The organism is Pseudoalteromonas sp. 2CM28B (assembly GCF_023161935.1).
Genome location: NZ_JALNTH010000017.1, coordinates 67,003 through 93,649 on the forward strand (window position 1 = coordinate 67,003; position 26,647 = coordinate 93,649).

The following is a 26,647-nucleotide window of genomic DNA, read 5'->3' on the forward strand; positions in this document are numbered from 1 at the left end:
GATTTAGGCAAGGCATTGATTGCAAATAATAGTGGTTCTATTATTAATATCAATAACGCAGTATAAATCGCTTTTAAACCAACCCGTGGGCGTTTCACAGGGGCATACTCTCATCGTTGCTACTTCTTGAAAGGGATAACCATTACGGCAAAGTATCGCCTTGATATTAAGCCCCTGTGAAGCGCTGAATTCTGCATTATGAGGTGGTTTGGGTATATTTAAACCACCTCAAAATGCGAGTGTCGTCGGAATTAAAAGCGATTTAGGCAAGGCATTGATTGCAAATAATAGTGGTTCTATTATTAATATCAATAACGCAGTATAAATCGCTTTTAAGCCAACCCGTGGGCGTTTCACAGGGGCATACTCTCATCGTTGCTACTTCTTGAAAGGGACTACCATGACTGCAAAGTATCGCCTTGATATTAAGCCCCTGTGAAGCGCTGAATTCTGCATTTTGAGGTGGTTTGGGTATTTAACTATTAGTAATAAAGCTCAAGATAACCCTTGTATTCTCCCTAATTAGCTATCAATGAACTACATTTAAAATAGCGGTTAAATACGCTTGTTCTTATGGCTAAATATCATTACTCTTACTGTTTTATAATCTGCATTTCTCGGAGTGGTACCTAAGTGGCAAAACAGCTTAAATTGCTAATATTAAATACAAGTAATGATGAGCGCCAGACTATACGTGCCACGCTGGAGAGGCTTGGTGTGTTTGAGTTTATTGAAGCCTCAGACAGCCAAGATGCGTTAAAAATCTTAAAGAACCAAAGCGTAAATATAATCATAACCGGCTTAGATGTAGGTAAAATTGATGGCTGGCGGTTTTCACGTATGATCCGCTCTGGTTTACTTAACACGCCGAAAAATACGCCTATTTTACTTATTCCGCCCATTTATTGTGAGCGTATCGCCGAAACTACCGCACGTAGCTATGGCATAGATGCAGTACTGCCTTTTGAACGCCAAGATATATTGCCGCAAATACTCGCAAATGTGTTGTCGAGTCATTTAGAAAAAAGCAGTCGCTTAAACCTGTTGTTATTAGAACCCTTTAGCAGCAGGGCAAACGAGATGAGTGAACAATTAAAGCTTAACTTTGCAATTACTCATGTTACTAACGAAAAAGCCGCGCTCAGTGCCTATAATCAACAGTCGTTTGCTATTGTGCTACTTGATGCCACTGCAGCACAAGCTGAGAGCTCAAATCAATTAGTAGAAAAGATTTTGCAGCATAACCCTCAGCAAGCCATTGTTACTATTATTGATAAAAACGATGCTGATTACGCTGAGCAGTTATTACTTTCTGGTGTTACCGACTTTATTCGCGCCCCTTACGATCCTTCATTTTTGAATAAAGTCTGTGATCATGCAGCGCGTCGTGAAGACTTCATGGTGAGCTATGCTGAGTTTGCTAACAAAGTGCAGCAGTTAAGTGTTAGTGAAGTAAAATATCGCGACCTATTTTCAGCGCATCAGCGTATTTTATTGCACTTAAACACGGTTGTACTTGAACTAGATCAGCAAGGAAATATTCGCTTTATAAACCCGGCGTGGGAATCTCTAAGTGGTTTTGGAGTTAAGTCGACCTTACAACAACCACTCACTGCGTTTTGCACCACAGAATATAAACAGTCATTACAATCAACCATTGATGATATTTTACAAGGTGGCGCGAACAAACAAAAAATAGAAGTTAAACTGAGCCAAAAAAACGGTAACTCAGTATGGGTCGAATGTCGGCTTCAGTTAATAAAAAATAGCAGCAACAACGCCACTATCACTGCCACACTCGATAACATTCATGAGCGCAAACAAGCAGAGTTGCAATTACGCCATTTAGCCCTGCATGACACCTTAACAGGGCTACACAATCGTTATTATTTTGACCAACAACTTAACTATATTTGTCAAAACGAAAATACCTATGCAAATATTGAGCATGCGCTGATTTATATCGATCTTGATCACTTTAAAATAATCAACGACAGTAAAGGCCATCAACAAGGCGATATTGTTTTAAAAGAAGTGGCACAACTGTTTATTGCCAATATTAGTAATGAGCACCTGATCTGCCGTGTGGGTGGCGATGAGTTTGCGGTGATCCTTAAAAACACCAATTTATTAGACGCACATTTAATTGCACAGAGGATTTGTAGTGCCATTGAGGGCAACCAATTTAAGTCAGAAGATCAAGTGTATTCAATTAGCTGCTCTATTGGCTTAACACAAATTACTGCTGATAACTGCGACCCAAATGAATGTTTAAAGCAATCAGATATTGCGTTATATATTGCTAAAAATTTAGGCCGTAACTTAGTACATTGTTATTCAAAACAAGATGGTGAAAACAATGCGCTGCAAACGGGCTTAGAATGGGGCCATGGCGTACGCCAAGCTCTACAACAAGACAGTATAGAACTTCATTATCAACCCATTTGGGATTTTAAAACTAATCAGGTTGCTTACTTTGAAGTACTACTGAGATTAAAGCTCGACGACGAACTTATTTACCCAAATCAATTTATTCCCTCATTGGAAATGCTTAACGACACCTTTTTAATGGATCAATGTGTTATTCGTAACAGTATTGCAAGTGTTGCTGCGCACCCAGAGCTTCTTCAGGTTGCAATAAATTTATCGGCACAGTCATTTTTAGATGAGCGTTTACTGCCGTTAATAGAGTCGAGCCTCGAAAAATACCAAGTGTCTCCATCAAAAATTATTTTTGAAATAACCGAATCGGCTAGCATTAATAATTTGGCTGCCACTCGTAAAATGATTGAACGGTTAAATAATTTAGGCTGCCACTTTTCGATTGATGACTTTGGTACCGGATTTAGTACCTTTAATTATCTTAAACAATTACCAGCCCAACATGTGAAAATTGACGGCTCATTTGTCCGCGATATGCTTAACGACTCCATTGATTTAGCGCTAGTAAAAGCTATAAACGACATCAGTAGGTCACTAGATAAGCGCTCTGTGGCTGAATATGTGGAAACCGCTGAAGTATTTTTTGCACTCAAAGAAATAGGCGTAGACTACGGGCAAGGCTATTTTATTGCTCGCCCTGTCCCTATCGACAAGGTACTGATTGAATTAGAAAAAATAAAGAACAACCCTATTTTTTATCAAGATACCCTCACATCACTATAAACATTAATAAACAAATTTAAGCAATTTATTACTACCCAAATTGCTCATCTAACCTATACTTTGCTTATCGGCAGCAAAATGTCATGAAAATTAAGTGATCACCTTGATTTTACATGACATCTTTATTTCTTATCATCTAGATGTCTATACTCTTAAAGATGGACATTTAGTCATAAGGAGGATGTTTATGATGCAACTAATCACGTTATTATTGTTTATACACTTTGCTATTGCGCTTCAATGTTACAAGTATGCCCAGATTAAAGGCTACCCTGTAAAAACCTTTACAGTGCTTGGACTGGTGCCTTACTTCAATGTTGTTGTGTGGGTTTACTTATTGTTTTTACCGCCGCTAGAGAGCTACCAGCACAAGCAGCCACTTTAATTCCCTGTGTTATTGAGCGTATTATCTCTAATACGCTTTTTTTACGTTACTTAAAATCAACACTGCACTGCTTTTTCAAAAAGACCTCTAACTGTTGGCTAAACAATTTAAAGTCACGAATCCGCCCCGTTGTTTTGCGCCACAGTACACCAATATCACGATAGGCATTACCTTGTGATGGCGTAGCAAGCATGTTTTTGTTTTCTAAAATACCCGCGTTAATCGCCATTTGCGGTAAAAAAGTCACGCCAAGTTTGTATTCAACCATACTCAATAAAGTATGTAAGCTAGCTGCCTCAAAGGGATTTATACAGCTAGAGCGGTTTAAATGGCACGCACTGAGCGCATGCCCAGTCATACAGTGCTCTCGCTCAAGTAAAAATACACTCGCTTCTGGTAGTAAATTAAAGTCTTCAATGCCTTTAGCTGGTGTGTAGTCTTTATGGTGCACTAAGCTAAAATGATCTTGTGCAAGTACTTGAGTATGAAATTTATCGGTTTCGTAGGGCAGCGCTAATAGTGCCAAGTCAATTTGCCCATGCTCTAACTTATCAAGTAGCTTGTCGCTGGTATCCTCCACTAAAACTAACTCTAAGTCAGCAAACGTTTGCTGACAAAAGTGATAAAGAGGCGCTGCAATAAAGCTCGCAATCGTAGGAATAACACCTACCGTTAATGTGCCGCTAAGCGGCGTTAAAAAGCTTTTGGTAAGCTCTTTTAAGCTAATAGTGTCGTTAATGATTTTTCTTGAACGCTCAACAACCTCTTCACCAATGGTGGTAAACATAAGGCTGCGATTTTCTCGTTCTATAAGCTGACACCCTAAGGTCTCTTCTAAATTTTGAATTGCGGTACTCAGCGTTGACTGGCCAATAAAGCAGGCACTTGCTGCGCGGCCAAAATGTTGATGCTGATGCACAGCTAATAAATACTGTAGCTGCTTTATACTAGGGAGATTGGTCATTTTTCTTTCCACAAATAAAAAGACCCCAACACCAAGGGGCGTTGAGATCTTTTCAAGCTAAAAGTCTTTTAAGTACTTTTTATTAAACCCCAAAAGCGGTTCTTAGTACGTAGAAAATAACAATAGCAAGGGCAGCACCAACTGGCAATGTAATTACCCAAGAAACTACAATATTTCTTATTACACCCATATTAAGTGCGGCAATACCACGTGCCATACCTACACCCAACACGGCACCCACTAGGGTTTGTGTGGTTGAGATAGGTAAGCCTGTGCCCGATGCAATAACAACGGTAGATGCAGCGGCTAATTCAGCAGCAAAACCACGGCTTGGTGTTAAATGTGTAATTCCTTCACCAATGGTTTTAATTACTTTTTTGCCTAAAATAGCAAGACCGGCAACAATACCTAAACCACCCAGTGGTAATATCCACCAAGCAATAGCCGCTTTCTTCGCGATTTCACCATTATTTTCAACAATGTTTACAACAGCAGCTAGTGGTCCAATTGCGTTAGCAACATCATTAGAACCATGAGCAAATGCCATACAACAGGCTGTTAGCACCATAAGTACTGCAAACACTTTTTCTACATTGTTAAACTGCATTTCTCTATCCGCTTTAGGATCGATATTTAAACGAGAAATCGCAATTTTACCAATAACAGCAACTAGTACCGCTATACCTATAGAAATAGCAAAACCTTCAAAGGTACCTAAATTAATACCTATGTGCTTTAAGCCTTTTTTAATGGTCACAAGTGCCATAATAAAGCCAGCTAAACCCATGTATATTGGTACAAAACGCTTTGCATTTTTAAGTGGAGCGTCTGTATCAAATATCAGCTTTTGCGCACTCATAAATATTAAGTACGCTATAAAACCTGATATCGCCGGCGTTACAATCCAGCTACCTACGATACCGGCAACCTTACCCCATTGAATAGCCTCTGTGCCTACTGCAACCAGAGCAAAGCCAATAATAGCGCCAATGATTGAATGAGTCGTCGATACCGGCCAGCCTAAAAACGAGGCAATTAATAACCAACTGCCCGCGGCAAATAATGAGGCGATCATACCTAAAATCATCAATTCAGGAATGTCGGCAAATGGGGCCGCATCAATAATCCCTTTACGAATTGTTGATGTTACTTCACCACCGGCTAAATAAGCACCTGCAAACTCAAAAATCATCGCGATAAAAATCGCTTGTTTAATGGTAAGTGCTTTTGAACCTACTGATGTACCCATCGCGTTGGCAACGTCATTTGCGCCAATACCATAAGCCATAAAAAAGCCGACTGCTGCGGCAATTAAAATTAATACCGTGCCGTAAGATGCAATGATATCCATTGTGTAACCTTAATCTTTCGTGTTTGAACTGATTTTAAATTAACGAGCTAACATCAGCTCAAGACGTGACCCTACGCGCTCTGCAATATCTGCAAGTTCGCCAACCCATTCAATGATTTTGTATAAAAACATTACATCTACTGGATTTAGCTCACTTTCTACTTTACGTAGTTGGCGGCGTATTCTAATTTGCATTTCATCCGTGTCTTGTTCTATGGCATCCAATTCTACGAGCATTTTTTCAACCAGAGTAACTTCTCTGCCTTTAAAGCCCGTTTCTAACAATTCTTCTAATTCATTAATCGCTTTAGATGCTTGTTTTGTTGCATCAACACAACGAGTTACATACGCCAAAAAGTCTTCTTGAATCTCTTGTGGTATGATCATCTCACGACCAATTACACGCCCAGCAATGTCTTTTGCCTTATTAGCAATTTTGTCTTGTTGGGTTACTAATTCGAGAAGGTCTGTACGCTCTACCGGCATGAATAATCCGCCAGGTAGTTGTAAGCGTATAGTTCTTTTCATTTCATCGGCTTCACGCTCTAAATTACGAATAGTTAAACGTAGCTCTTCAGCTTGTTGCCATTCTTCTTTAAAAACATGATTAAAAAAAGGTACCAAACTTTCGCTTGCTTGATGCGCTTTTCTGATGTGTTCTTCTATTGGTTTTATAGGTGATTTTGCAAAAACACCTAAAAAATTTGTTGGCATAACTGACCCTTTAATCAATTCAATATGCTGTTCAGCGTGAATTTTACAGCATTAAGCTAGATTGTGAACGCTTTTTCTCATTCAATTATTTTCTAGTTATTCGTATCACTACAGTGATTTTTCAATATCGTCTTGAGATGTATGACGAATATCTTTACCGTTTACAAAATAAATGACGTATTCAGCGATGTTTTGACAACGATCACCAATACGCTCTAATGAGCGAACAGACCATACTAAATCCATAATTTTTGGAATTGAGCGCGGATCTTCCATCATGTACGTCATTATTTGACGGGTGATAGCTTCATACTCTCTATCTACTTTAGCATCCTCTTTATGCACTTCAAACGCACGTTGCACATCCATACGTGCAAATGCATCTAAAACGTCATGCAGCATTTTAGATACTTGGCGACCCATATTTTCAATATTTACTAATAAATCTTGTTGATCCTTAGTAAATGAGTCTAGTGCAACTTTAGCAATTCGCTTAGCTTCATCACCAATTCTTTCTAAATCAGCAATGGTTTTTGCTATTGCAATTACTAAACGTAAATCACTGGCTGCCGGTTGGCGCTTAGCAATAATACGTGTGCAATCTTCATCAATACTGACTTCCATTGCATTAACTTTGTAGTCGTTTTCACGTACTTTTTGTGCCAATACCGCATCGTTTTTGCTAACTGCATCAAGTGCGCTATTAAGTTGTTGCTCAACCAACCCACCCATACTTAGTACATGGTTTCGCACATCTTCTAACTCTTGGTTAAAACGACCAGAAATATGTTTATTAATGTTGTGTTCCATAATGACCTTCTTTAATAATTCATTGTTTTAGCGTTTTAACCCGACTAGCCGTAGCGTCCGGTAATATAATCTTCAGTTTTTTTCTTCGTTGGTGTGGTAAATAAGGTATTGGTATCTGAATACTCAATGAGCTCACCCATATACATAAACGCGGTTTGATCAGATACCCGCGCTGCTTGCTGCATGTTATGAGTAACAATAACCACAGTAAATTTATTCTTTAAATCATTAATTAGTTCTTCAATCACTAAAGTTGAAATTGGGTCGAGTGCTGATGTTGGTTCATCAAGCAATAATACTTCTGGCTCTATCGCAATTGAGCGAGCAATAACTAAACGCTGCTGCTGACCGCCCGATAAACCAAATGCACTATCGTGAAGTCTGTCTTTTACTTCATCCCAAAGAGCCGCACCACGCAATGATTGTTCGACCACTTCATCAAGCTTACGCTTTTCTTTGATCCCTTGCAGGCGAAGACCGTAAACCACATTCTCGTAGATTGATTTAGGAAACGGGTTTGGACGCTGAAACACCATGCCAACATTACGACGAAGCGCAGCAACATCTACGCTTTTGTCGTAAATATTTTGCCCGTGCAGCATTATTTCGCCTTCTATGCGACAAATATCAACCAAGTCATTCATACGGTTAATACAACGCAGCAAAGTTGACTTACCACAACCCGACGGACCGATAAATGCCGTTACTTGGCCTTTCAGAATGTTCATATTTACTTTACTCAGTGCTTGTTTATCACCGTAGTAAAGGTCGAGATCTTTAATTTCTAGCGCTTTTTGTTCGTCTGTTAAATTATTTAAATCTAACTTCAAGCTTGGCTTTGCTTGGTTTACTTTTGGAGCGACTGTAATCATGTTTGTTACCTATACTAAATTAATGCTCAAGCGATCTGAATTTTTCACGTAAATGGTTGCGTATACCAATGGCGGTGATGTTAAGGGTAATAATAACCGACACTAACAAAAAGGCCGTTGCATATACCAGCGGACGCGCCGCTTCAACGTTAGGGCTTTGAAAGCCAACATCGTAAATATGAAAACCTAAGTGCATGAACTTTCTATCTAAGTGTATGTAAGGGAAGTTACCATCAAGCGGCAACGTTGGTGCCATTTTTACTACACCCACCAGCATAAGCGGTGCAACTTCACCCGCAGCACGAGCAACCGCTAAAATTAACCCCGTCATAATAGCAGGACTGGCCATAGGAATAATGATTCGCCATAACGTTTCTACCTTAGTCGCGCCCAGTGCTAATGAACCATCACGTACTGTGCTTGGAATACGAGATAAACCTTCCTCGGTTGACACAATTACCACAGGCAGAGTTAATATAGCCAAGGTGAGTGCCGACCACATCACTCCGGGTGTACCAAATACAGGCGTAGGCGATGACTCTGGGTAAAATAGTTGGTCAACACTGCCACCTACCATATACACAAAGAATCCTAGACCGAATACACCATATACAATTGACGGAACACCCGCTAGGTTAATAACCGCAATACGGATCATTTTAGTAATTACGTTTTTAGCTGCATATTCATGCAAATAAATGGCGGCAACCACACCAAATGGCGTCACAATCACAGCCATTAACATCACCATGAATACCGTACCAAAGATAGCAGGAAATACACCGCCTTCGGTATTGGCTTCACGTGGGTCATCTGAAACAAACTTGCCTAACTGCACAAAGTAATGGCCTAGTTTAGCAAAAAAGCCCATGTCGTTTGGAAACCATACATCCAACACTTGATAAAGCGGGATAGTAACAATCTCACCACGCATATCTTTCACAGTTACTTGGTCACGCTTAGCTTGGTTACGCAGTGCAAATAACTCTTTTTCAAGCTCACCATATTGCGCACGTAAATCAGCACGGGCTTGAGCAAGTTCAGCTACGCGCTCATCAGTTAGCTCGTTATCAAGCAAATAGGCTTTTTCCTGTAAACGTAAACGCTCTAACTCGTAGTTTATATGACCAATATCACCATTTTGTAAATTCAGTGCTTCGTCATTCAAGTCAACCGCACGCTCTACAAGATCATGTAATGTTTCAACTTTATCTGTAGTTATTGTTTCACCGTCTTTAATTACTGATTCTACATAACCGTAAAAGTTACCGTTTTTGCTACGCTCAAATACCGCGAGTGCTTTTGGTGCTGAGCTTTGTGTAATATCAGTTTCAAGTATCCAGCGAAAGTCTAAATCTACATACTCACGGTTACCGGTTTTAATTAGTAAACGCTCAACCTCGTCTTTTTCAAATTTAGAAACATCAATACCGGTTGCCGCTAAACGCGACTTAGGTACTAATTCACGGTCGTAAATTTCACCAATAACGGTTTGTTTAGTAATCGAGCCTTCAAGCTCATATTGCATAACTTGAGATGGCCAAAAAAAGCTTAATCCCTTCCATGCAATCATGGCGAGTAAACCAATTACTGAAATTAAACTGATGCTGACGGCACCACCGGTCATCCAAATCCAAGGAGAACCAGACCTAAACCACTGCTTTACCATGTCGTGTTTCTCCACTTACATTGAGCTATATTTTTCACGCAGCTGCTGACGAACAAATTCAGCAACGGTGTTGAAAATAAAGGTAAATATGAATAATACAAAGGCGGCTAAGAATAGAATTCGATAATGCGAGCTCCCCACTTCCGACTCCGGCATTTCGACGGCAATATTAGCGGCTAAGGTACGCATACCTTGGAAAATACTCCAATCCATAATCGGCGTATTACCGGTTGCCATCAGTACAATCATGGTTTCGCCTACGGCGCGACCTAACCCCATCATGACCGCAGAGAAAATACCTGGGCTAGCCGTTAGTAACACCACGCGAATTAGCGTTTGCCACTGCGTTGCACCTAATGCTAACGAGCCATTCGATAAATGCTTAGGAACGCTGAATACCGCATCTTCCGCAATTGAGAAGATAGTAGGAATAACCGCAAAGCCCATCGCAATACCCACTACTAATGAATTACGCTGATCGAAGGTCATGCCTAATTCATTTGTTAGGTATTGACGCACATTGCCATCAAACATCCACAGTTCAATACTTTCGCTCATCGCAAATGACAACCAACCAATAAATAACACCACAGGAATTAATAAAATTGAATGTGAGCCTTCAGGAATTTTATGGCGAATAGCTGCAGGTAATTTAGTCCAACCTAAAGCGGTTGCTAAAATACCTAATGGTAGTAATACGAGTAAGCCAACAATAGCCGGCAGGTGCTCTTCAATTAAAGGCGCTAACCACAAGCCAGCTAAAAAGCCGAGTATTACCGTTGGCAGAGCTTCCATTATTTCAACGGTCGGCTTAACTACGCGACGTAATTCGCTCGACATAAAGTAAGCGGTGTAAATAGCGGCTGAAATAGCAATAGGCACAGCAAATAACATTGCATACATAGCAGCCTTTAAAGTACCAAATGAAATTGGTACCAGTGAGAACTTAGATTCAAAATCATCACTTGCAGACGTTGATTGCCAAATATAACCCGGCTCAGGGTAACCCTCGTACCATACTTCTTGCCAAAGCGCTGACCACGTTACTTCTGGGTGTTCGTTATGAATTTCTAATACCGTTAGCTTGTTATCAGCCAAAATCAGCGCGACATTTGAACGCGGAGCAATAGCAAACTGTTCAATTGCACCTTCACTGACTTTACCTTGCCACAACTTTGCTTCACTGGTTGTGTAATAAACACCTAGCTCACCATTTTGACCGGTTGTGAAAAAGGTGCGACGGTAAAACTCAGTAAAAATATTTAACTTACTTTGCTTAGTGGTTTCAAACGAACGAATTTTTTGAAACTCGCGACCTGAGTCAGTGTTTACTTCAAACCACTGCGATATTTCACCATTATCATTGGCCAGCATGAGTGAGTTTGCGCCAGCTAATAATTGTGATGACACGATATTAGCGTTTTCTTCGTTAGCAGATAATAATTGGATTTGCTCTACTTCACTTGGGTAGCGAGTATCGAATACGTAAATTTGATTAGCAGAGCGAACAAATGTGCGGGTGGTATCCGGCGACATTAATAACTCATCTACGCGACCATCAACGTTCAATTCGGTACGTTCAACTTGCCATTCGACTTCACCGGTAAACATATTTTCTTCGGCTACAAAGCTGCTAAATACCACACGTTTATCGGCGGTAAGTGCCACAACGGCTGTTTTGTCCTCATAATGACTAAAGGCAAAACGCTTAATAGCAGCACCTTGCTCATCAACTTCGAGTGCCATCTCACCCGGTGGATAACCTAAACGCGGAGTTAGCTTACGTTCATTATTAGGAAAGGTGACTAAAAACTTAGGCGCTACAATTATCACTGTGCCATTTTCTAAGCCATACGCATAATGACCTTGAAAAGGGGCACTATTTGCAAAGCTGGTTACCTTCGCAGGTAAAATGGCATTAAGTGTTTTTAGTTTTTTACCAAAGTTTGCTTTATCAACACTATAGAAGTTAACTTGACCTTGATTATCAAGTAAGTAAGCAACCTCAGTTTGTTCTTCAACACCAAGCCCAACTATTTGCTCAGCATTAGCAACATTAAAGCTAGCGCGCTTTTCAACTTTAGCTGACTCAAAAATAGGCTGCACTACATAAAGAAGGTAAAAAAAGATCAATAGCAGTGCTATCAATACCATTATACCGCCTGCGGTTATGCCAAACTTAGCAAACCGGTCTTTAAATAGACGGCTTCGATCCGTATTAAAAGTCGGTTTATTCGGATTTGAAGTCATCAAAACACCCTTATATCTTAACGTTGGGCGCATTATATTTCATCAAAGTGACAGTAATGTTACAGTCGTAATAATTCTTTACTGGAACCACGAAATAATATTAACGTATTGTTTTATTAAATAATTGTATTTATTTATGTGTTATTAATAAACTAAATCAATTATTAATTGGACAAACTATTTATCCAAGACAATACTCAATGGGCATCTAATATAACAATCCTTTTGTGGTTAGCTTTTACATACATTAAGAATCACATACATTAGATCGCATCACTTAATGCCTATGCATTTATTTTTTCATTTGGGCTTAAAAAGAGAACTATTATGAAGCAGTTGGTAATAAGCATTATAGGGGAAGATCGCCCCGGTTTAGTAGAAAGTATTTCATCGGTTATATTGGAAAACCACGGTAATTGGTTAAGCAGTAATTTAAGTCATTTGCTTGGCCACTTTGCTGGCATTATACAAGTTGAGGTGGCTGAAGAGCATTTACAGGCATTTCAAGATGCGCTTAATGGACTTCCTAAATTAGATGTCCGTATTGAAAAAGGCAACACCGAAATTGAGCCTGTTGAACTCGAGCAGCTTAATTTTGTGATCACCGGGAACGATCGTCCCGGTATTGTCCAAGAGTTGGCAAATGTTATTCGTCATAAAGGCGCTAATATTACGAACTTAAACTCTAGGCAGCAAAGTGCGCCAAACTGGGGGGTGCCAATTTTTAGTGCCGTTGCCACCGTTAGCCTGCCTAATGGGCTTAACAAAGACGAAGTAATTAACGCTCTTGAGTCAATTACGAGTGACTTAATGGTTGATGTTGAACAAAGTTAAATGTGCTCTATTATTTTCAATACAAAAAGGCGCTAATTACAGCGCCTTTTTTATATTTGCTTTTTATATCAATTATACAATCGCGGTATTAATCAGCGACAAATAACACATAGTGCTACATGTCGGCGTGGCGGTTAATACTTTGTATCATTTGCTTTAATCCTTGCTCTTCAAGTTGCAACAGCTCACTTAGTTTTTCTTGAGCCTCAGGTGATTGTGCTTTATCAGCCAAATAACTATATGCGTTCAATACTTTTTGATGCTGCTTTGATAAATATTCTTGAATTACTTGCTCATCTAACTGGTTACTGCGATCTAAATCAGTAAAGTTAATGATTTCTGAGTGCCCTGAAAAATATTCATAACAATACGTATCTAAAGTGTTTATTTGCGTGATGGCTTTAAAGCCAATTAAATCCTCAGCGAGCTTTTTTTCATACTCTACACAATAATCAATTAGCTGTTTGTTATGTTCCCCGAGTAAATCCCTTACACTAAAAAAATTAGCGGCCATTTGTGTGTGAAACTGGACGGTCCAATCGAACACTTCTTGGATTGTTTTAACTTGCATGTGCGTTCCTTACTATTTAACCCTAATGATTAAATAGATGCGTGAATCATGCCAATAAAAAATATAATAAAATCAGTGGCTAGACTAAGTTTGGGTAACTTGCACTGATTTTTACAGTACAAGTTACACAACCAGTGTAAAAATTATAGGTTTCGCTTTCGCCATAATAAATACACAGCAGGCAATACCAGCAATGTTAAAACAATGGCGCTAAACATACCGCCAACCATAGGGGCGGCTATTCGACTCATTACTTCACTGCCCGTGCCTGTGCCATATAACACCGGTAACAGACCAATCACTATGGTTGCTACTGTCATCATTACAGGGCGAACGCGCAAACCGGCGCCTTCTAATATGGCGTGCTTAAGCTGCTCAATACTCATGCTTTTTCCTAATTGAGAGGCGGCCTCTACCTGCGCTTTATACGCTTGGTTTAAATACACCAACATAATAACGCCTATTTCTACGGCCACCCCAGCAAGGGCAATAAAGCCGACCCCCACAGCAACAGAGAAGTTAAAGCCTTCTAAATACATGAGCCAGATGCCACCTATCATCGCCAGGGGTAATGTCGCCATAATAATAAATACTTCAGTGAAGCTTCTAAAATTCAGGTAAAGCAGTACCACAATAATGGCTAATGTTAACGGCAACACATAACTCAGTTTCGCCTTAGCGCGCTCCATATATTCGTATTGCCCTGCCCAAGTTATAGAATACCCTGCGGGTAAAATTAGCTGCTCGTTTAGTAACTGCTGAGCACTTTCTACATAGCTGCCAATGTCAGTATCTTTAATATCAATAAAGCTCCAGCCATTTAAACGGGCATTTTCACTTTTTATGCCAGGAGGGCCATCGCTAATGTATACATCAGCCACGTCGGCAAGTGCAATACGTTGCCCAGCAGGGGTTACAATAGGCAGTAGCATTAACTCCTCTGGTGAATCACGATATGCTTGCGGATAACGAATATTAACTGGGTATCGCTCTTGACCCTCAACCGTTTCAGTCACGTTCATTCCCCCAATGGCGGTTGCGACCACTTGCTGCACATCTGCAATATTTAAACTATAACGCGCTGCTTTTTCGCGGTTAATATCGACCTTAATATAACGCCCACCCGCTACTCGCTCTGAGTAAACCGACGCCGTACCGGGAAAGTCTTTAAGCAGTGCCTCTATTTGTTGACCTATTTTTTGAATTTCATTCAAATTAGGCCCCGCGACTTTTATACCCACTGGGGTTTTAATCCCTGTAGCCAGCATATCTATTCGCGTTTTAATAGGCATTACCCAAGCGTTTGTGAGTCCTGGGAACTTTACTAAAGCATCCAGCTCTTGTTTGAGCTTTTCGGTGGTCATGCCCTCGCGCCACTGATCTTTAGGCTTAAACTGTATAAAGGTTTCAATCATGGTCAGTGGTGCCGGATCGGTTGCCGTTTCCGCTCGTCCAATTTTACCAAATACGGTTTTTACCTCGGGCACAGTGGCAATCAGCTTATCGGATTGCTGTAATAGCTCGCGCGCTTTACCAATAGAAATCCCAGGGTAAGTGGTTGGCATATACATTAAATCCCCCTCATCAAGAGGTGGAATAAACTCACTGCCTATTTTATTTACCGGATAAAGGCCCACTAAAGTAATAATCAGTGCCACCAACAAGGTGCTTTTGGGGAATTTTAAGACTGTGTTTAACAGTGGCTTATAACTATTTACCAGTAAACGGTTTACCGGATTTTTATTTTCAGATATCACTTTACCGCGAATAAAGTACCCCATCAGTACGGGTACTAAGGTAATTGCTAAGCCGGCAGAAGCCGCCATTGCATAGGTTTTTGTGTAAGCCAATGGCGCAAACATTCGCCCTTCTTGAGCTTCTAAAATAAATACCGGCATAAAGCTAACTGTAATGATTAATAAGCTAAAAAATAATGCAGGCCCTACTTCACTGGCAGAATCAATCACCACTTGCCAACGATTTTCATCGGTCAGCGGTTTTTTCTCCATGTGTTTGTGCATGTTTTCAATCATCACAATCGCACCATCTGTCATGGCACCTATCGCTATAGCAATCCCGCCTAATGACATGATATTGGCATTAATCCCTTGCCAATACATAATAATAAAGGCGGTGAGTATGCCTAAGGGCAAGGTAATAATAGCCACCAGCGATGAGCGTACATGGAATAAAAACACCACACACACTAATGCCACTACAATCAGCTCTTCCATCAATTTAGAGGTGAGGTTATCAACTGCGTCTTTTATTAAATGAGAGCGATCGTACACAGGTACAATTTCAACCCCCTCAGGCAGGCCTTTTTTAAGTGACTCCAATTTAGCTTTGACGAGCTCTATGGTTTTTTGCGCGTTTTCACCAAAGCGCATAACTACTACGCCACCAGCCACCTCGCCTTCGCCGTTAAGCTCGGCAACACCACGGCGCATTTGAGGACCTAAACGCACATTAGCAACATCACGTAACTGTAGTGCAGTACCGTTAGCGTTTATACCTAAAGGAATAGCTTCTAAATCAGCCACACTTTTTACATAGCCAGTGCTGGTAACCATGTATTCGGCCTCTGCCATTTCAACAACTGATGCCCCCATTTCTTGGTTGCCTTGCTTAATGGCAGTTTGAATAAGGCTTAGCGGAATACCATAGGCACGTAACTTATCGGGCTGTACGTTAACTTGGTATTGTTTCACCATGCCACCTACCGATGCTACTTCGGATACACCGGGCACAGTTTGCAGTTCAAACTTTAAAAACCAATCTTGTAAACTGCGTAGCTGACTAATATCGTGCTTACCTGTGGTATCAGTGAGTGCATATAAATACACCCAACCAACTCCTGTGGCATCGGGGCCTAGCTCTGCAATTGCCGTATTAGGTAAACGCGCAGATACTTGACTTAAATATTCTTGAACACGACTTCGTGCCCAGTATAAATCGGTGTCTTCGTCAAAAATAACGTACACATAGGAGTCACCAAAAAACGAAAAACCGCGTACTGTTTGCGCCCCTGGTACCGATAACATCGCCGTGGTTATAGGAAATGTAACCTGATCTTGCACTACTTGCGGCGCTTGCCCAGGGTAAGATGTTTTAACAATAACCTGTACATCAGATAAATCGGGTAAGGCATCTACTGGGGTGTTTTTTACAGCATACAAGCCGCCACCAATCAATATAGCGGTCAGTAACAGTACAAAAAAACGATTAACAACAGACCAGCGAATAATTGTAGTAATCATAACCACTCCTACTCGTGCTGACTGTGCATAGCATGCACAGAAGTCATTGTATGGATCACAAACTCACCTTGCTCAATACTAAAGGTAAATGTAACTTCATCATTTAGCTTAAACGCCTCAATGGTTACATTTTTTGCTAACACAAAGTCCATAGTTGCAGGTCCGCGCCCCCACTTTTCAATCGCCTCACGGCTAATATTCATAACTCGCGTGCTAGGGTCTATGCTATTAATCACTCCATTCACAGTAGCCATACTTGGGGCACTATCACTCATTGTCATTGTGCTGTGCGAAGGTGCTTGCATACGCTTAAAGTCAGAGCTTTTACTCGACTCTGAATCAATTAAAAACTGCGCAGAAGTAACCACTTCATCTTCTGCCATAACACCCGATAAAATCTCAGTATGAGTCGCATCGCTTCGCCCTAAGGTTACTTCAACCGATTTAAAACGCCCCTCACCAAGCGCAATTACAATGCGGTTTTGGCTACCAGTGCGAATAACCGCCTCTTTAGGCACAATTAACTGCTTTTCAGCTTTTTGGCTATGAATACTCACTTGCGCAAACATATTTGGTTTTAACTGATGACCTTGGTTATTAAAGCGCAAACGCACTCGTAAAGTACGATTTTTAGCATCTAAAGTAGGGTAAATATAATCCACTTGCCCTTGCCAACGTTGACCACTTAAATAATCGAGTGTCATGGTTACCGGTAAGCCAACACGGATCAGCTCAGCTTGGCGTTCAAATACCTCAGCCTCAACCCACACTTCGTCAAGCTGAGCAATACTCATCATTGATGTATCTGGTTTAACGTAAAACCCTTCACGAATATTAAGCTCATCAACAACGCCACCTTGGCGAGAATAAAAAGTAATATTTTGTAGCACTTGCTGACTTTTTTGTAAGCGTGAAATAAAACCCTCAGACACATTAAGCGATTTTAAACGTGCTTTAGCCGCACGAATTAACACCGGATTATTGCGCTTTAACGCTAAAACAAACTCTTCTTGGGCATTGACTAATTGCGGTGAATACAAGGTATAAAGTGGCTCATCTTGTTTAACCTGATCGCCCGCAGCCTTCACATACAATGTCTCTACCCAGCCCTCTACCCGCGGGTGAATATGAATGAGCTGATCTTGGTTATATTGTACATAGCCTACCGTGTTGACTTCATTTTCCAGCACTGCAAACTCCACCGGTGCCGTGCGTACACCTAAGTTATTAATCACGGTAGGTGAAATTTTAACACTGCCGGGGCCTTCATTTTCACCACTGTCTGACTCTTCATAAACAGGCACTAAATCCATACCCATAGGTGATAAACCCGGTTCATCACGACGATAATTACTGTCCATTGGTGCCACCCAATAAAGCGGCTCTTTTTTACTACTGGTTTTGTTATCGCTTGGCATAGTGTGCTCAGCTGGCAAGCTCAATAACACCCCGGCCGTCAGCGCTGCACTGCATATAGCCACCAATGACAATTTTAAATTAGTATTCATAGGTTAGCTCCTGCTGTGTTAAGTTCTTTAAGCTGGCGTCATCAGCACTGGCGTAATAATTTAACCGTGCAATAATAATTTTTTGATCAACGTGAATATTAAGTGCGTCTATTTTGGCATTTAATTCGCTGATCCGCGCTTGCATCACATCCGAAAAATTACCATCATCGCGGGTAAAAGCATTAAGGGTCGCTTGGGATTGCTCGGCCATTTGCGGCAATAATTTAGTTTTATAGAGCGCTGCTCGCTGACTTAATCGTGTTAGTTGGCTGACTTCCTTAAAATACATTCCTTGTAGCTTTTTAAGGGCAATTAATTTTTGAGTTTTTGCCTCTTCGCTATCAGCAATCGCGGCATTAACGAGTTGATCTTGGCGATTGTCGGTAAATAGCGGTAAATCGATACTCACTCCCACAGAGAAAAGGTCTGCTCGCGAGCCCCCCATTGGCATATCATCACGATAACCATATCCCATATTCACACCAATTTGCGGTTTATAGCCTTGCTCAGCCACACTGATTTGAGTTTGCTTTGCCTCTATTGCATTATCAATCGCCATAATAGCGGGGTGCTTTAATAGCAATGCCATTAATTGCTGAAACTCTAACTCCGTGTAGTTTTTTAACGCTGAAACCTGTGAAAAGTCCTCACCAACAGGCTGGCTTAGCATGTCGATGGGCAACCATTGTGTTAACCGCTTTTTAGCACCTTGAAGCTGTTGATCAAGTTGCATTAGTTTATCTTCAAGGCGGGTTAGCTCTAACTGCGCACGAATAATATCTTGTTGGCGTGTTTTACCCACCGAGCTTACATAACTTGATTCGGTAATATCGATTAGCTGAGTAAACAAGGCTTTGTCCTGCTCAATAAGTGCAATAGTTCGCTGCGCTCTGAACGCATTGAGCCATGACTCGGTCACTGTGGTTTTTACCTGCGCGAGCCTATCTTTACGAATCCAAGGCTCTGCCGCAGCCGACTGAGACAGTGCTTTTTGCTGCAATGCTAAACTATCGCCTCGGCTTAACGATTGGCTAATTCCTACTTTAAATTGGGTCATATTCTCTTGATCAAAAGCAAAACCATTAGTGGGTAAGTTCATTAACCCTAGCGTGAGTACCGGATCAGGTAAGGTACCTGCGGCAATACTTTTTGCTTCAATTGATGTTTGTTTTTGTTTGCTGGCTTTAAGCCAAGGCTCATGGTTTAAGGCATAGTTAATTGCCTCATTTAAACTCAGTTCAGCACTGTGTACAGAGAGACTAATGCTCAATAAGCTGCTCACAAAAACAGCTTTTAATACTGCGAAGTGATTCATCACTTGCTCCACTTAAAATTCAAAAATAAAAAACGATTAATTTTTTAAGCAGATAGATGACAAAAAGCTAAATGACTAGATTTTAAACACACCTATCCTGCGGTTATGCAGGCATAGGAGGACGATAAAGAGATCGTGCAAAATTAGGTTTGCGCTGCATGACAGCAAGGTGCACTTTTTCAGGGGGTAATTTGGAAGCTATAAATAGCGAGTTTACATGCAAGGCCGAATGCGAATTACAAGCACTCATCGGGCAACTGCAATCTTGACTTAACGTGCTTTGCTCACTACAGCAATCCATAGACATGGTTGTTGTATCAGTGTCGTCACTCATCGCCATTTCACTATGCTGCATCGATGCATGGGTTGCCATGTTCATATGCGGCACATCACATACCATAGATACAGACGCAACGGCTTGACCCACAAAAGTGAGTAGCAAAGTTAGCGTGAGTAAAATACAGTAAATACGTTGCAATGAATTAACCTAATAATAAATAGACATCTGAAGTTTATGGTAACTGCGTTTAAAACTCAATAATTAACTGGTTTTTACCACTGGCTTTATCAAGCTACTAGCCGCAATAGCGAACAGGCAATAGCCGGTAAAATACCAAAAACCAGTACCAAACTCAGCATGCACATTTAGTAAGTCTTCTGAGTTCGCGTTTGCATTACCAGCCATGTAAGCCACGATTAATGCAATAACAAACACATCCACCATACTCCATTTACTTAAGCCAATTATCACTTTACCAAGCTTGTACTTAAATGAAGTCTCCTTCAGTGCACAATAAAACAATTGAAGCAGCAGCTTAATTGTTGGGATCACTATTGAAAAAAACGCCACTAATATCGCCACTAAGTAGTTTTTGTTATCGGCCAGTTCGTTGACGGTGCCCCAAATACTGCGCGTTTTTTGATAAGCGCTGATCTCGCCTTCAAGTTTGTCTAATCCCAACATACTCGAGATCATCATTAGCATATTGCGGGTGTTTTGATTTCCTTCATCTGCCAGCATTTCAATACCGGCTTGAGCAAGTTTAGATTTATCAATTTTGCCTTCCATACTCAGCACTGGCTGAGTCACCCCGGGGATTAATAAAGCTAAGGCTATTAAAATAGTCGTGATAGGTAAAAATAAACGCATGCTGTTGTACTAAGTAAAATCAATATGTGCCAATCATACCCAAACGCTTTGCGTTAGTCTTGTTCAATAATGGTGGCTAATAACTCATCCGCATACTGGCGTGCATCCAACATGGCGCTAAATACGGTCTCAATATTCGAGGCTGGGCGAATAGTTTCTAACAACTTTTTAGCCATTTGCCAGTTATCTTCTTCTACCGCTTTGACTAAATGCAATGAATTACCCATCATGCCTTCAAAACTTAAAAGTGCACCAGATAATTCAGCCCCTAAACTAAACTCTTTGGCAATAGCTTCCAGTTCCATATCTAAAATAGCATCAAGCACCGACATTAAGCCGACTAAATAACCTTGTTCTGCAATGACTTTTCCGCCAGGCTCTAAAATTATTTGCATAAACTGCGCTCGACATAAGCCTAAACGAGTAAGTTCACTAGGCTTGTCTGAGCCAAGTTCGCTCAGCACCAGTACTCGTACAAACTTTCTAATAGAATCTTCCCCTAAATACACAACCGCTTGTGGAATTGACGTAATCACTAAATTTTTATTAGCAGAGCGAGCATTAACTAGTTTGAGAACACGTGCGGTTAAACCCACATCTTTAGAAATACGTTGATTAATTTCGTTAAAATCCAAGTCAGGACGAGATGTGCAGCGCAATAAATCAAAAACCGCCATTTTTAACGGCTCAACATTACCGTAACTGAGCATTTCTGGCTGTGCAAAAAAGAATCCTTGAAAGTAATCGCACCCTGCCTCTTTAAGCTGCCTAAATTCGTCATAGGTTTCAATTCGCTCTACCACTATTTTAACCTCTGGGTGATTGCGTTTGAGCTTTTTAAGTAGCATGGTGGTTTTTATTATAGGCTCTTCTACTTCAAGCTTTATATAATCAACCAAATTGAGCAAAGGTTGCCATTTTTTATGCGCGTCATAATCATCTAACGCAAATACATACCCTGCTTTTTTTAGCTCAGTTACTCGTTGAGTAACAAGCTCGATATTTTCAGTACGCTCAACAATTTCAATTACAGTATTTTCAGGCTGCAATAATGTAGGTAAATCCTCTAAAAGCCCTTCGCTAGATAGGTTTATAAACACGGTCTGATTAAGCGCCAGCTTTTCCACCCCAACCAGCATTAACGCATTAAAAAAAAGTCGCCCAGTGGCCTGCCCGTCGGTTGTTCCCGCAGGAAAGGCATTATTAACTGAATCGCGATAAAGTAACTCAAAGGCAAAAATGCTTCTATCTGCATGAAAAATGGGTTGCCTAGCAATATATTGAGTGACCAAAATAGATGAATTTTTTACGTCTGGATTATTTGGCATTACCCTTCCTGTTTTGCAGTGATGTAAACGTTATTTTATTGTTATACCTAACCAGTATAGTGAAACTTTAAAGACTTGCTGCAATTTTAATTCGAATATAAAACAAGCAACTAAGCCTAAAATAAAAAGCTTTTGTAACTATTCAGCCTCATCTGAAATGAATATATCAGGCAGCTGATTTTTGAATAATAACTCAAGGGCTAGGCTTGCAGATACATATTGTTTTCTGCAAGTCAATAAATAGTTTCTCAGCAAGCAGAACATTTCAGCTCCTTGCCTACTTCTAAAACACCCCGGTATTTTTTGATGAACCTTGGTCATCCTAATATCATTCTCGCCTTGGTTGTTGGTAAATGGCACGCCAGTGCTCATCATGAAACGTAAAACATCATCTTGATAATCTCTTAGTCGTTCCAATAATGCGCGAGATTGGGTTCGCTTTAATCGGCCTCGCTGACCTTTCACTCGGCTACTATTATCTGGTGGTGGACATTTAACGTCACCTTGAAGCAATATTTTTTGATATTGATCACGATATTTCTGTTTAGCCCCTTTATCTAGGTCGGGATTATCTATTTGAGCTTTATTCATTTCTTTAAGTAAGGTTTGCATATCCTTCGCCCATTGCATGCCGTCTTGCTCCCAAGCCCTTTCTAATTCTCGGATGTGGTGAGCATTACATAATGCATGTTGGCATTGGGTATATTGATAATATGGCTTCCAATGGTCATGGCATAGCACACCGGTAAAGTGCGGTAAAATACCGCCCTCATCCATCGCTATTTTTCCTCTTTTTTCATGAGGATAAAAATAAGTCCACCAAGTCGTTGATGCACCATGAAGCCATCGCCGTTTACCGCCAATATTAATGCCAGTCTCATCAACATGCAAAGTTTGATGCGGGTTTTGTAATGCCGCTTTGATGATACCTTCTGCGCCCGATGACTTTACCAGTGCCGCTGCTTGTTTTATTTTCTTGTAACTGAGTTTTAGTTTGCTCAACTATTTCAGTGATATTTATGCTGTTTAAATTCATTAAAGCTAGAGAAATAGGGTAATCGCTCTAGCTTGGCATACTGGCAGGATCAGCCAATAACTAAAAAAGATCCTTAGAAAATAGTTTGTCTTGGTGAAGAGTTACAATTTATATTCATAAAATAAAAACCTTTATTAACCTTATTTTTTATAAGGTTTTGCTGCTATCAGCCGCTCTGAGCATACCCAAAGGTTATGGTTATAAGGTATAATGTGTTTATAAATTTTTTATAAACTCTCAAGAGCCCCTAATATGAGCATTGAACAAGCCTTAATAGAGCGTAGCAACAATAAATGTGAACTCTGCGCAGCAACAGATAACTTAACTGTATACGAAGTACCTCCAGTTACCGAAGCTCATTCAGATAAATGCATTTACACCTGTCAAACATGTAAAGATCAAATTGAGGGCACCCGCGATTTAACTCCTACTCATTGGCATTGTTTAAATGACAGCATGTGGAGCCAAACACCGGCGGTACAAGTTGTTGCTTATCGCATGCTGATACGACTAGCAGCCGATAATGGCTGGGCACAAGACGCACTTGATATGATTTACCTTGAAGAAGACACATTAACATGGGCTCAGCAAGCGCTTGCTGAAGATGATGATATTAAACACATTGATAGTAATGGCGTAGTGCTACAAGCTGGCGATACCGTCACCTTAATAAAAGACTTAGATGTGAAAGGTAGCAGCTTAACGGCAAAGCGCGGTACTGCTGTGCGCAATATTGGCTTAACCAGCAACCCAGAACATATTGAAGGGCGTGTTGATGGACAACGTATTGTAATTTTAACTAAATACGTTAAAAAATAAGTAACGAATCAAGGCGCCTAGCGTCTTTTTTTATATCTCAACTTTCTGTATTGGCTGTATTTACAAGTTAAGCGATGATTAAGTAACTTAGCCGTATGCTATTGTTTATATCCGTAATTATATCTAGGAACTGTTATGTTCTCACCAAAGCCAAACGCAATCTTAAAGTCGGTTGCAGGCCTATGTTTTTTAGCAAGTGGCACTCTTATGCTTAGCGCATGTAACGATGACACCACACAGCAAAATAGTGCTGTGAAACAAACAACAGCCTTTCTACCAGTACAAGTTAGCTACCTAGATCGCAGCCTATTAGCGCCTAATTCACAGCTAACCGTTACCTTGGTTGATGTGTCAAAAATGGATGTAGCAGCAACCGTTATTTCTGAGCAGGTAATTGATTTAGTAGGCGCACCTCCGTATAAAGTAGAGCTTGAATACAACCTTGAAAAAATTGATCCAGCCCATCGCTACAGCGTGCGCGCAACCATTAATAATCAAGGAAACTTACTATACACCAGCACAACAAGTAACTCGCCTTTTGCTAATACGGCCTCAGCAGAGCCTTTAGAAATTATTGTTTCAAAAGTAGCGCCAAAGCCAGACGTTGACTTAGTAAATACCTACTTCAAAGCCGTTTCAATCGATGGCAATCCCGTTGAAGTGAATACTAAAGAGCCATTTATTCAATTTAATAGTGACAACACTGTGCACGGTTTTTTAGGGTGCAATAACTTTAATGGCGGTTATGAAGTATCGAAGCAAACGGTTACTTTTACGCAGTTAGCTACCACGCAAAAAATGTGTCATGAAAATATGGAACAAGAAAGCGCCATGGCGGGTGTGCTGCAAGCAGCAACGCAATGGCAAATTAACGGTGAAAAATTAGTATTACAAAATGAGGCAGGCAAGCAACTTGCAACCTTTAACGCTGTTTACTTTTAACTAAGCGTAACAATACTCCGCATCTAAGCAGAACAGTATAAAGCCCAGTTAAACTGGGCTTATTTATTTTTATTCGGCAACTAACTGCTCGCTGCGATAAAAGCCACTTGGCTTACTCAACAAGCTTACTAGTTCAGGTAGCACGTCATCCATTGCTTGTTTTAATTTCCATGGTGGATTTATCACTATCATTCCAGAGGCAGTCATACCATGTACATCAGTATCGGCTTCGGTACCTAATTCAAATAATTGAATATTTCTAATTCCCGCGTCAATTAAACCCTGCTCCATATTATCAATACGTTCTCTGTCCACAACCGGATACCAGATCATGTAAGTCCCTGTTGCAAAGCGTTGATGCGCTTTAACAATGGTTTGCACTACCGTATTGTAATCGTCTTTTATTTCATAAGGTGGGTCTATTAACACACAGGCTCTGCGCGAAGCTGGCGGTAACAAACCAATTAAGCCTGCAAATCCATTTTCGCCGCGTACACGAATAGAGCGCTTACCTTGCATGTTTTCTTCAAGTAAGACTAAATCTCGCGGATGCAGCTCAAAAAACCAGCCCTTATCTTGACGGCGTAAAAAGTGCTCGGCTATTTTTGGTGAGCCTGGGTAAAACGCCAGCGATGCACTCTCATTAAATGATTTTATTAGCTCAATGTAGTCATTTAAGGCACTGTGTTGGCTAGTATGTTGCCACAGTTTTTCAATGCCATCTTGGTACTCTTGGGTTTTTTGCGCGTCAGGTGCAGCAAGCTCAAAAAAACCAGCCCCCGAATGCGTATCAATATAGTCAAGCGGCTTATCTTTAATTGTTTGATAACCCAGTACTTGCGCTAACACTAAATGTTTAAGTACATCAGCAGGGTTACCCGCATGAAAGGAGTGTCTGTAACTAAGCATTATTTATTTTCACCATACGCTATTTAATAAAATCAGTGAACCATAAGCACACTACTTTGACAGTCGATACCAGCAAAAGCGGGGGTTTACGTGAACCGCTTCTGAATGAAAAAGCCAATAGCGTGAATTATCCCTTAACATAGAATAAAAATCACCTAAAACCAGCGTAAATGCTGGCAAATAAACACACTTTGCTTTACATTTGCATGACATTAATTACAGTTATATGAGCGCATTTATGAACAACAACACTCTTCAACAACTCGAACAACTGATCGACCAACTAATTACCCGTAATAATCAGTTACAAACTGATATTACAGAGCTTAAAGAGCAAAACAGCAAGCTACTTGATGAAAATGAGTTATTGCAGTTAGAAGCCCTTGAAAATGAAGAAAAACAAAAAGATGCAAGTACCACCTTGTCATCATTGTTAGATAAATTACAAAGCGCGCAACAGGCAAGCTAATGTCTGAGCTGCAAAACCAGCGAGTCACTGTTGAATTGCTTGGTAAAGAGCAGCAATTTGCTTGTCCTGCGGGGCAAGAAGAGGCACTAAAAGCGGCCGCCAAAAATCTGAATGATTTAGTTGAACAAATGAAACAACGTTCAACAGTCAGAAACGATCAAAAAGCATTACTTATGGCTGCCTTAAATTTAAGCCACGAATTGCTTGAAGCGAAAACTCAAAAATCAGTTGAGCTTGAATATCAAGATCAACTGATTGATAAATTGAGTCAGTACTTAAGCTCGAACTCTGAGCACACTAAATAAAAGCGCATCTTGCGCTTTTAT

At 40.5% G+C, this 26,647-nt stretch carries 22 protein-coding genes and 1 pseudogene; 7 read left to right on the forward strand and 16 right to left on the reverse strand.

Annotated features, from left to right (window positions below; translation table 11 throughout):
* The first annotated feature begins 633 nt into the window (after nt 1-633).
* Both MTN96_RS20410 and MTN96_RS20415 read left to right on the forward strand, forming a co-directional pair.
* A complete protein-coding gene (locus tag MTN96_RS20410; RefSeq protein WP_036980275.1) occupies nt 634-3,165 on the forward strand; it encodes an EAL domain-containing protein in 2,532 nt (843 codons plus the stop codon).
* A 187-nt stretch (nt 3,166-3,352) separates the two neighbouring features.
* Nucleotides 3,353-3,550: a hypothetical protein gene (locus tag MTN96_RS20415; RefSeq protein WP_036980276.1), complete on the forward strand. Its 198-nt coding sequence runs from the start codon at nt 3,353-3,355 to the stop codon at nt 3,548-3,550.
* Nucleotides 3,551-3,596: 46 nt separating this feature from the next.
* On the opposite strand, the gene MTN96_RS20420 is transcribed toward MTN96_RS20415, so the two are convergent.
* The 7 genes from MTN96_RS20420 to MTN96_RS20450 form a co-directional block, all read right to left on the reverse strand.
* Complete coding sequence (locus MTN96_RS20420; RefSeq protein ID WP_036980277.1) at nt 3,597-4,514, reverse strand: hydrogen peroxide-inducible genes activator; 918 nt, start codon at nt 4,512-4,514, stop codon at nt 3,597-3,599.
* A gap of 82 nt (nt 4,515-4,596) precedes the next feature.
* A complete protein-coding gene (locus MTN96_RS20425; RefSeq protein WP_036980279.1) occupies nt 4,597-5,865 on the reverse strand; it encodes an inorganic phosphate transporter in 1,269 nt (422 codons plus the stop codon).
* Between the two features lie 39 nt (nt 5,866-5,904).
* A complete protein-coding gene (locus MTN96_RS20430) occupies nt 5,905-6,579 on the reverse strand; it encodes a TIGR00153 family protein (RefSeq protein ID WP_036980283.1) in 675 nt (224 codons plus the stop codon).
* A 108-nt stretch (nt 6,580-6,687) separates the two neighbouring features.
* On the reverse strand, nt 6,688-7,389 hold the full coding sequence (gene phoU / locus MTN96_RS20435) for a phosphate signaling complex protein PhoU (protein ID WP_036980285.1): 702 nt from the start codon (nt 7,387-7,389) through the stop codon (nt 6,688-6,690).
* Between the two features lie 44 nt (nt 7,390-7,433).
* Complete coding sequence (gene pstB, locus MTN96_RS20440; protein WP_248532633.1) at nt 7,434-8,261, reverse strand: phosphate ABC transporter ATP-binding protein PstB; 828 nt, start codon at nt 8,259-8,261, stop codon at nt 7,434-7,436.
* A gap of 19 nt (nt 8,262-8,280) precedes the next feature.
* Nucleotides 8,281-9,930: a phosphate ABC transporter permease PstA gene (gene pstA / locus MTN96_RS20445; protein ID WP_248532634.1), complete on the reverse strand. Its 1,650-nt coding sequence runs from the start codon at nt 9,928-9,930 to the stop codon at nt 8,281-8,283.
* Nucleotides 9,931-9,945: 15 nt separating this feature from the next.
* Nucleotides 9,946-12,180, reverse strand: coding sequence for an ABC transporter permease subunit (locus MTN96_RS20450; protein WP_248532635.1), 2,235 nt, complete (start codon nt 12,178-12,180; stop codon nt 9,946-9,948).
* Between the two features lie 327 nt (nt 12,181-12,507).
* Here MTN96_RS20450 and MTN96_RS20455 point away from each other — a divergent pair, with 327 nt between their 5' ends.
* On the forward strand, nt 12,508-13,014 hold the full coding sequence (locus MTN96_RS20455; RefSeq protein ID WP_069439792.1) for a glycine cleavage system protein R: 507 nt from the start codon (nt 12,508-12,510) through the stop codon (nt 13,012-13,014).
* A gap of 115 nt (nt 13,015-13,129) precedes the next feature.
* Here MTN96_RS20455 and MTN96_RS20460 read toward each other — a convergent pair whose 3' ends face one another.
* The 8 genes and pseudogenes from MTN96_RS20460 to MTN96_RS20495 form a co-directional block, all read right to left on the reverse strand.
* Complete coding sequence (locus MTN96_RS20460) at nt 13,130-13,585, reverse strand: hypothetical protein (protein ID WP_036980291.1); 456 nt, start codon at nt 13,583-13,585, stop codon at nt 13,130-13,132.
* A gap of 143 nt (nt 13,586-13,728) precedes the next feature.
* Nucleotides 13,729-16,845: an efflux RND transporter permease subunit gene (locus MTN96_RS20465; protein ID WP_248532636.1), complete on the reverse strand. Its 3,117-nt coding sequence runs from the start codon at nt 16,843-16,845 to the stop codon at nt 13,729-13,731.
* Nucleotides 16,846-16,853: 8 nt separating this feature from the next.
* Nucleotides 16,854-18,353 (reverse strand): efflux RND transporter periplasmic adaptor subunit, encoded by a 1,500-nt coding sequence (locus tag MTN96_RS20470; protein WP_069439790.1) that lies wholly within the window; start codon nt 18,351-18,353, stop codon nt 16,854-16,856.
* Nucleotides 18,343-19,668 (reverse strand): TolC family protein, encoded by a 1,326-nt coding sequence (locus MTN96_RS20475; RefSeq protein ID WP_036980301.1) that lies wholly within the window; start codon nt 19,666-19,668, stop codon nt 18,343-18,345. Before MTN96_RS20475 ends, MTN96_RS20470 begins: the two co-directional genes overlap by 11 nt.
* 103 nt (nt 19,669-19,771) lie before the next feature.
* Nucleotides 19,772-20,146 carry a hypothetical protein gene (locus MTN96_RS20480; RefSeq protein ID WP_069439789.1) on the reverse strand — a complete coding sequence of 125 codons (375 nt, stop codon included), beginning with the start codon at nt 20,144-20,146 and terminating at the stop codon, nt 19,772-19,774.
* Between the two features lie 63 nt (nt 20,147-20,209).
* Nucleotides 20,210-20,818 carry a paraquat-inducible protein A gene (locus tag MTN96_RS20485; RefSeq protein WP_036980303.1) on the reverse strand — a complete coding sequence of 203 codons (609 nt, stop codon included), beginning with the start codon at nt 20,816-20,818 and terminating at the stop codon, nt 20,210-20,212.
* A gap of 53 nt (nt 20,819-20,871) precedes the next feature.
* Nucleotides 20,872-22,146, reverse strand: coding sequence for an EAL and HDOD domain-containing protein (locus tag MTN96_RS20490; protein ID WP_036980305.1), 1,275 nt, complete (start codon nt 22,144-22,146; stop codon nt 20,872-20,874).
* A gap of 138 nt (nt 22,147-22,284) precedes the next feature.
* Nucleotides 22,285-23,037: pseudogene (locus MTN96_RS20495) on the reverse strand (IS66 family transposase); the annotation flags it as partial.
* Between the two features lie 397 nt (nt 23,038-23,434).
* Here MTN96_RS20495 and MTN96_RS20500 point away from each other — a divergent pair.
* On the forward strand, nt 23,435-24,001 hold the full coding sequence (locus MTN96_RS20500; protein ID WP_138626693.1) for an alkylphosphonate utilization protein: 567 nt from the start codon (nt 23,435-23,437) through the stop codon (nt 23,999-24,001).
* A 135-nt stretch (nt 24,002-24,136) separates the two neighbouring features.
* Nucleotides 24,137-24,943: an META domain-containing protein gene (locus tag MTN96_RS20505; RefSeq protein ID WP_248532637.1), complete on the forward strand. Its 807-nt coding sequence runs from the start codon at nt 24,137-24,139 to the stop codon at nt 24,941-24,943.
* Between the two features lie 69 nt (nt 24,944-25,012).
* On the opposite strand, the gene MTN96_RS20510 is transcribed toward MTN96_RS20505, so the two are convergent.
* On the reverse strand, nt 25,013-25,852 hold the full coding sequence (locus MTN96_RS20510; RefSeq protein WP_036980316.1) for a 23S rRNA (adenine(2030)-N(6))-methyltransferase RlmJ: 840 nt from the start codon (nt 25,850-25,852) through the stop codon (nt 25,013-25,015).
* A 238-nt stretch (nt 25,853-26,090) separates the two neighbouring features.
* Between MTN96_RS20510 and MTN96_RS20515 the strand changes: the two genes are divergently transcribed.
* Both MTN96_RS20515 and MTN96_RS20520 read left to right on the forward strand, forming a co-directional pair.
* A complete protein-coding gene (locus tag MTN96_RS20515) occupies nt 26,091-26,321 on the forward strand; it encodes a hypothetical protein (RefSeq protein ID WP_008113449.1) in 231 nt (76 codons plus the stop codon).
* Nucleotides 26,321-26,626 (forward strand): cell division protein ZapA, encoded by a 306-nt coding sequence (locus MTN96_RS20520; protein WP_013466007.1) that lies wholly within the window; start codon nt 26,321-26,323, stop codon nt 26,624-26,626. The genes MTN96_RS20515 and MTN96_RS20520 overlap by 1 nt, the downstream gene beginning before the upstream one ends.
* The last annotated feature ends 21 nt before the right edge of the window (nt 26,627-26,647 follow it).